The 5,658-nt window shown below is 37.4% G+C and carries 6 protein-coding genes; 2 read left to right on the top strand and 4 right to left on the bottom strand.

Annotated elements, in window-relative coordinates:
* Window positions 1-319: 319 nt before the first annotated feature.
* The 4 genes from ABDZ84_RS18730 to ABDZ84_RS18715 are packed head-to-tail and all read right to left on the bottom strand — an operon-like array spanning window position 320 to window position 3,523.
* Entirely contained in the window at window positions 320-1,603 is a 1,284-nt protein-coding gene (locus ABDZ84_RS18730) for a hypothetical protein (RefSeq protein ID WP_026682912.1), read from the bottom strand.
* 14 nt (window positions 1,604-1,617) lie between these two features.
* Complete coding sequence (locus ABDZ84_RS18725; RefSeq protein WP_026682913.1) at window positions 1,618-2,451, bottom strand: hypothetical protein; 834 nt, start codon at window positions 2,449-2,451, stop codon at window positions 1,618-1,620.
* Window positions 2,448-3,137, bottom strand: a complete 690-nt coding sequence (locus tag ABDZ84_RS18720; protein ID WP_026682914.1) for an ABC transporter ATP-binding protein — start codon at window positions 3,135-3,137, stop codon at window positions 2,448-2,450. The genes ABDZ84_RS18725 and ABDZ84_RS18720 overlap by 4 nt, the downstream gene beginning before the upstream one ends.
* Entirely contained in the window at window positions 3,134-3,523 is a 390-nt protein-coding gene (locus ABDZ84_RS18715; protein WP_026682915.1) for a GntR family transcriptional regulator, read from the bottom strand. The genes ABDZ84_RS18720 and ABDZ84_RS18715 overlap by 4 nt, the downstream gene beginning before the upstream one ends.
* 452 nt (window positions 3,524-3,975) lie before the next feature.
* On the opposite strand from ABDZ84_RS18715, the gene ABDZ84_RS18710 reads away from it, so the two are divergent.
* Complete coding sequence (locus tag ABDZ84_RS18710) at window positions 3,976-4,743, top strand: exodeoxyribonuclease III (protein ID WP_026682916.1); 768 nt, start codon at window positions 3,976-3,978, stop codon at window positions 4,741-4,743.
* Window positions 4,744-5,004: 261 nt separating this feature from the next.
* On the top strand, window positions 5,005-5,400 hold the full coding sequence (locus ABDZ84_RS18705) for a hypothetical protein (RefSeq protein ID WP_121604452.1): 396 nt from the start codon (window positions 5,005-5,007) through the stop codon (window positions 5,398-5,400).
* The last annotated feature ends 258 nt before the right edge of the window (window positions 5,401-5,658 follow it).

The following is a 5,658-nucleotide window of genomic DNA, read 5'->3' as shown; positions in this document are numbered from 1 at the left end:
TTCAAAATAACTACTTGGCTTAACGCAGTCATTGCACTGATTTTATACTTTCTTAACTTAGAACAAAAGCACAAGCGCCCGATTAGAAACGTAGCGACTGGAGCAAATCAACGGAGGTAAAGAAATCAAGGTGACTTGTGAACCGATAATGACTTAGCTTAGAAGCAATTCGTGGAGTCGCCTTGTTCTGGGAACTGGAGCTGGACGCGGCTCAACACGCGCCTATTTATCCACATGAGCAAATTTTATCATTTCCTAAACTACAAAGAAAATGGTTGGTAACACTGACCAACCATTCTATATGAAACCTTTCGTATTTCTATTTTACTGTCATTTCGTAAAAATCTAAACTATAGGCTGTTCCAGCTTTAGGATTATCTGTTCTCTCCAGCTTACCCTTGTATAATATATCTCCATTATTTAAGTCAACCACATGCATAGATAGATTACTGCTCTCCGTTTGTTTCCCACTAGTAATATACAGTTTACCATCTTTCATACGGTATTGACCCCAATTTATTTCAGCATCTGTGACAGCAGTTTCCCCTGTTAATTCAGCTGCTTTTTCATCAATCTCCGGCATATCAGGCTGTTTCGGTAGTTCAATCTGAAAGCTATTCGTCACCTTTTGTTCTGCGATAGCAAATGTTGTTATTTCTATCCCCTTTGCTGTATTGTGTAAAAAATAAATATTATCATCATTCACAGGTATAATTTCTTGCTTTTGTAGCTTCTTAGGAATATCCAGTTGAACCTTCTCTCTCGTCTCTAAGTTAAACGTGAATAACTTACTATCCTTTACAACATCTTGATACGATCCGTCTTCGAGCTGTTCCGGTTCATAATAATCAGCTTGGAAAACTATATCGTTATTTTTTTCAATATCCTCTGGATCTTGAAGTAACATAATTTCTGTATTGTTATCCTCTCCACCATTGGTATAAGTAACAATACTTTCTTCATTAATAAGCTTTTCTCCCGTTAAATTTATGCGATAAATTCGTAATTCATTACTCATTTGATCATCCGTCGTTACTAACTCATTTCGTGTAATAACATGAAGGTTTTCGTTTGTTACTACTACATCCTCAACCATCATGTAGCGATAATCATCTTGGTTTGGAATATCGACCGTAAATGAAACCTTATCATTCTTATCCTTGTAAAGCACATCAATGTTTAACTGAAAGTCTGATTCTGTATATGTTTGTCGATCCCATTTAGAATCAGCCTCAGCATAAACAAGCAGTTTATCATCCTCGTAAAAACGTGTTAAGCCATCCTTTCCTCGCATAAAATTACGGTGCTCCGCCTGAAGCTCTTCAATGATTGGATGCTTTCGCATTCCTTCGAGCTCTTCAACAAGAGACAGCTCACTCCGATACGTCGTCCCGTCTGCAGAGATCATTAATTCATTATGATATAAATCTTCCATTAATGAACCGCCAAGCTGCGCACGAGCTATAAAGTCATCATTACCAGCTTGCTTCTTCCATTCAAAAGTAGGAAGCTGGTTTTCAGCCACAGCCTTTTGTATATAAAACGCGCCAATAACGAATATGGCGAATGCTGCAATTATAATTAATTCCCAATAACGTTTCATTCCTTCTTCCCCCTCTATACAGTGATTCGATGTTTCAATAGAAAACTACTTAGCCAGATGGAACAAGCAGCAACGAATAGCCCTAATATCACCTCAATGATGATTAACTCTACGAGATACAAATAATTCTTCTGTAACAGTTCCTGAATAATAATTGGTAAAACAAAAACTGCTGCTGCGATTGCACAGTAACCAATGCCAAGAAATATCCCCTTCCATCGATAGCTACGCTCTAAAAGAATACCTGTAAAAATAATGAAGACTGCCATAAAGCCAACACCATAGGAAAGAATTAATTTAGTAATGGTTGTTGGTATGATAATATTGAGGTAACGAAAATTTTGAATAACTTGACTCACAGCCATATCTGTCCGAAATTCATTAGGAACCATCCACTGATAAATCATATTTTCGATAAATAATAAAACGATTTGTAGCGCAATTAATCCCAGCACCATTAGAAATATAGAAGTTGCTTTGGCGAAAAATACATTAATCCGAGCCGTAGGCAACATAAGTAGGCGATAAATAAAAGTATTCTTTCCGAACCAATCGCGATACCAAATAAAAAAGACGTAAAAGATTAATGCGACAACACAAAGGGCAATTGGGCCCAAGAACCAAAGTGTTTGTGTCAGATCAAACAAACTAGATCTACCGTAGACTTCAAGAAACTCTGCTTTTGGCATCTGTTCCTCATAGATTACTTTATTCATCTCATTTAAGTAACTATTAGAATAAACAATTACGCCAATAATCTGTGAAATAATGGTGATGGCGATTAATACTAGATACAGCTTGAAAAACCTGCTCAATTCAAAGCTTGTTAATTTTAAATAGCTTTTCATGACTGATACACCTCTCTCATCACATCCACTACTGATTTCCCTTCCATTTCTCGAACTTCCTCTGTGTTAAATTGCTTAATAACAACACCCTCATCGAGTAGTACAACCTTATCAATCAAGTGTTCAATATCACTTATTTCATGTGTCGTTATAATAACACCACGATCTTCGATTAAATGACTGGTAAACACATCAGCAATTTGTTCTCTACTAAACATATCGATCCCAGAGAATGGTTCATCCATTAGTATATAATCAACATCTAATGCTAAACCAAGTAATAGGTTCACCTTTGCTGTATTCCCTTTTGATAATTGAGCGATTTTATCCGTAGGATTTAGCTTAAAGAATTGGAGTAGGTCTGTTGCCCGTTGCTCATTCCAGGACTTATAATAATCACGCATAAATTGCATGGAATCGGCTATTGTCATGTTCGGTAAGACAGTTATTGCATCGGGAATGAAGGTTAGTTTATCGAAGCTTTCCTTTTTAATTTTTTCTCCATCAATTAATATCTGTCCTTTATTTATCGGCGTCAGTGCCATAATTGCATTCAGGATAGTGGTTTTTCCAACACCATTAATACCAATTAAGCACGTAATCTCTCCTTTATTTGCACTGAAACTGACACCTTTAAGTACCTGCTTTCTCCCAAACTTTTTCGTAATATCCTTTACCTCTATCATTGCTGTCCCCCCTTTTCATCACTTGCCTCTTCATATTTTTCTCTTAACAATTCAACTAACTCATCAAACGGGACTTGAATTGAATGGACAGATGCAATAAATGCGTGAACAGCTTCTAAGAGAAGCTCTTCACGAACAGATTGCAGCATCTCCTCATCCCTTGTTATTTTACTGGGCAAATTACGCTCGGTATAAATCAATCCTTGCTCCTCCATTTCCTTATAAGCTCGTTGAACAGTATTTGGGTTTATCTTTAACTGACCTGCCAGTTCTCTGCGTGACGGTATTTCCTGTCCTGGCTCCAATTTATTCGTAGCTATTTGTTCTTTGAAATGTCGTACAACTTGAACATAAACAGGATCACGATTATTAAAATTTACCTTCATAGCAACAACTCCTAATCATGTCATTAGATGCAATTCTCATGTGTATCAACCTATTAATACACTAGGTGTAAAAAAATTCGCATTACTGTATTGACCGTATAATACGCCTATGCAATGTATTATACGGTTAATACAGTTGGCCTGTCAATTCTTTTTTTAATTCTTTTAATGAGAAAGCATTTGATAAACATACGACTGTGCTTTATATGCTAGAATAAAGTGAAACTTCCATCCGTGGCGGTTTTGTTTATCTCCCACTGATTGCTAGTACCACAAGGGTATGACCTAAACGCCTTTGAATTAATCAGACATTTATTGGCAGTCGATCCCGCACTTACCAATATTGGTTTCACTTTATTGCTTGAGGTAGGAGCTTAGAGCCAGTTATATGCGGGATAAAAGATATGCATGATAATGTATTAGATGTAAATATAGAAAGGAAAAGATATTATATGAAACTCGTATCCTGGAATGTTAACGGTATTCGTGCTTGTGTTCGGAAAGGCTTTCTCGACTATTTTCATAAGGTAGATGCGGATATCTTCTGCCTCCAAGAAACAAAGCTACAAGCCGGACAAATCGATCTAGAGTTGGAAGGATATTACCAATATTGGAATTACGCTGAAAGAAAAGGCTATTCAGGTACCGCTGTCTTTACAAAACAGCAGCCTTTATCTGTTTCGTATGGAGTTGGTGAACAGGAAAGTGAGGAAGAAGGTCGAATTATTACACTAGAATTTGAGAATTTTTATCTTGTTAATGTCTATACACCAAATGCCAAAAGAGATCTGACTAGACTTAATTATCGGTTGCAATGGGAAGATAAATTATTTCTATACCTGCAAGCGTTAGACGAACGCAAACCTCTTATATATTGTGGTGACCTCAATGTAGCTCATCAAGAAATTGATCTAAAGAATCATAAAACAAATCACGGAAATTCTGGGTTTACTACAGAAGAACGCGGAAAAATGACTCGTATTTTGGATAATGGCTTTGCAGATAGTCTCCGTTACTTCCATCCAGATACAGAGGGGCTATATTCGTGGTGGTCCTATATGAAGACCATTCGTGAACGAAATATCGGTTGGCGGATCGATTATTTTATTGTATCTGATCGTCTAACAGCGAAACTAATTGATTCTAATATTCATTCACATGTACTAGGTAGCGATCACTGCCCGATTACTATGGAAATAAAGTTATCCTTCTATTCGTGAGGTCTCTCTCCCCTCATTATTCTAAAATCCGCATACACTTCAAGCAATCGCCAGTACGCATCTGATTGGTTCAACTATACCTAAAGTACGTTGCACTTAGCTTACAAATCCGACTTTTTCGGGATCCGGAGATAGTCTTGAGGTGATGACGGTCTGCTCGTTCATACAGGATAAATCTGTAATCTACGGTTCATCTTCCGTTCATACTTCTTTCTTATTATAAGCATTGTACCATTCTATGAATGAAAAGGAGCGTTTTTGTTGAATACATATAGTAAAGCTTTATTGCGTTTTTCTGCTGTTTTTGCATTGATTGGTGCTTTTATTGGTTCACATATGGCTGGAGCTGGTGGCTATGAATTTAAAACTGTACATGCTCATATTCTTGTCGTTGGCTGGCTAACATTATTTGCTTGGGCAGTGTATTATAAGATTTTTACACCTGTCAATAAAGTAATCGCAGCACTCCATGTATGGACTGCAATTATTGGTGCAATCGGGTTAACAAGTGGCATGTGGCTTTATTACTTGCGCCCCTTTGCAATGAACGAAGCGGTAATCACCGTGTTCTTTATCGTTGGTGGCTCTATCTTACTTGTCAGCTTCGCATTATTCTTGCTATTAACCTTCTTGAAAACAGATGAGGACATGAAATAAATTCTAAGCCATTTTTCACTTTTAAGTTTTTATAAAGTGAAACTTCCATCCGTGGGGGGATTTTGTTTATCCCCACGGATGGTTAGGTGAACCAATCGGACATTTACCGGCAGTTGATCACCCACTTTACCAATAGTGGTTTCTCTTTATTGCTTGAAGTGGGGAGCTTACTGCCGGTTATATGCGGGATAAAGTGAAACTTCCATCCGTGGGGGGATTTTGTTTATCCCCACGGATGGTTAGGTGAACCAATCGGAC

The sequence above is a fragment of the Virgibacillus salarius genome (genome assembly GCF_039521925.1).
Classification (GTDB): domain Bacteria; phylum Bacillota; class Bacilli; order Bacillales; family Amphibacillaceae; genus Virgibacillus; species Virgibacillus salarius.
Note: the sequence above shows the minus strand (reverse complement) of the source record. Positions and strands in the feature narration are given on the sequence as shown.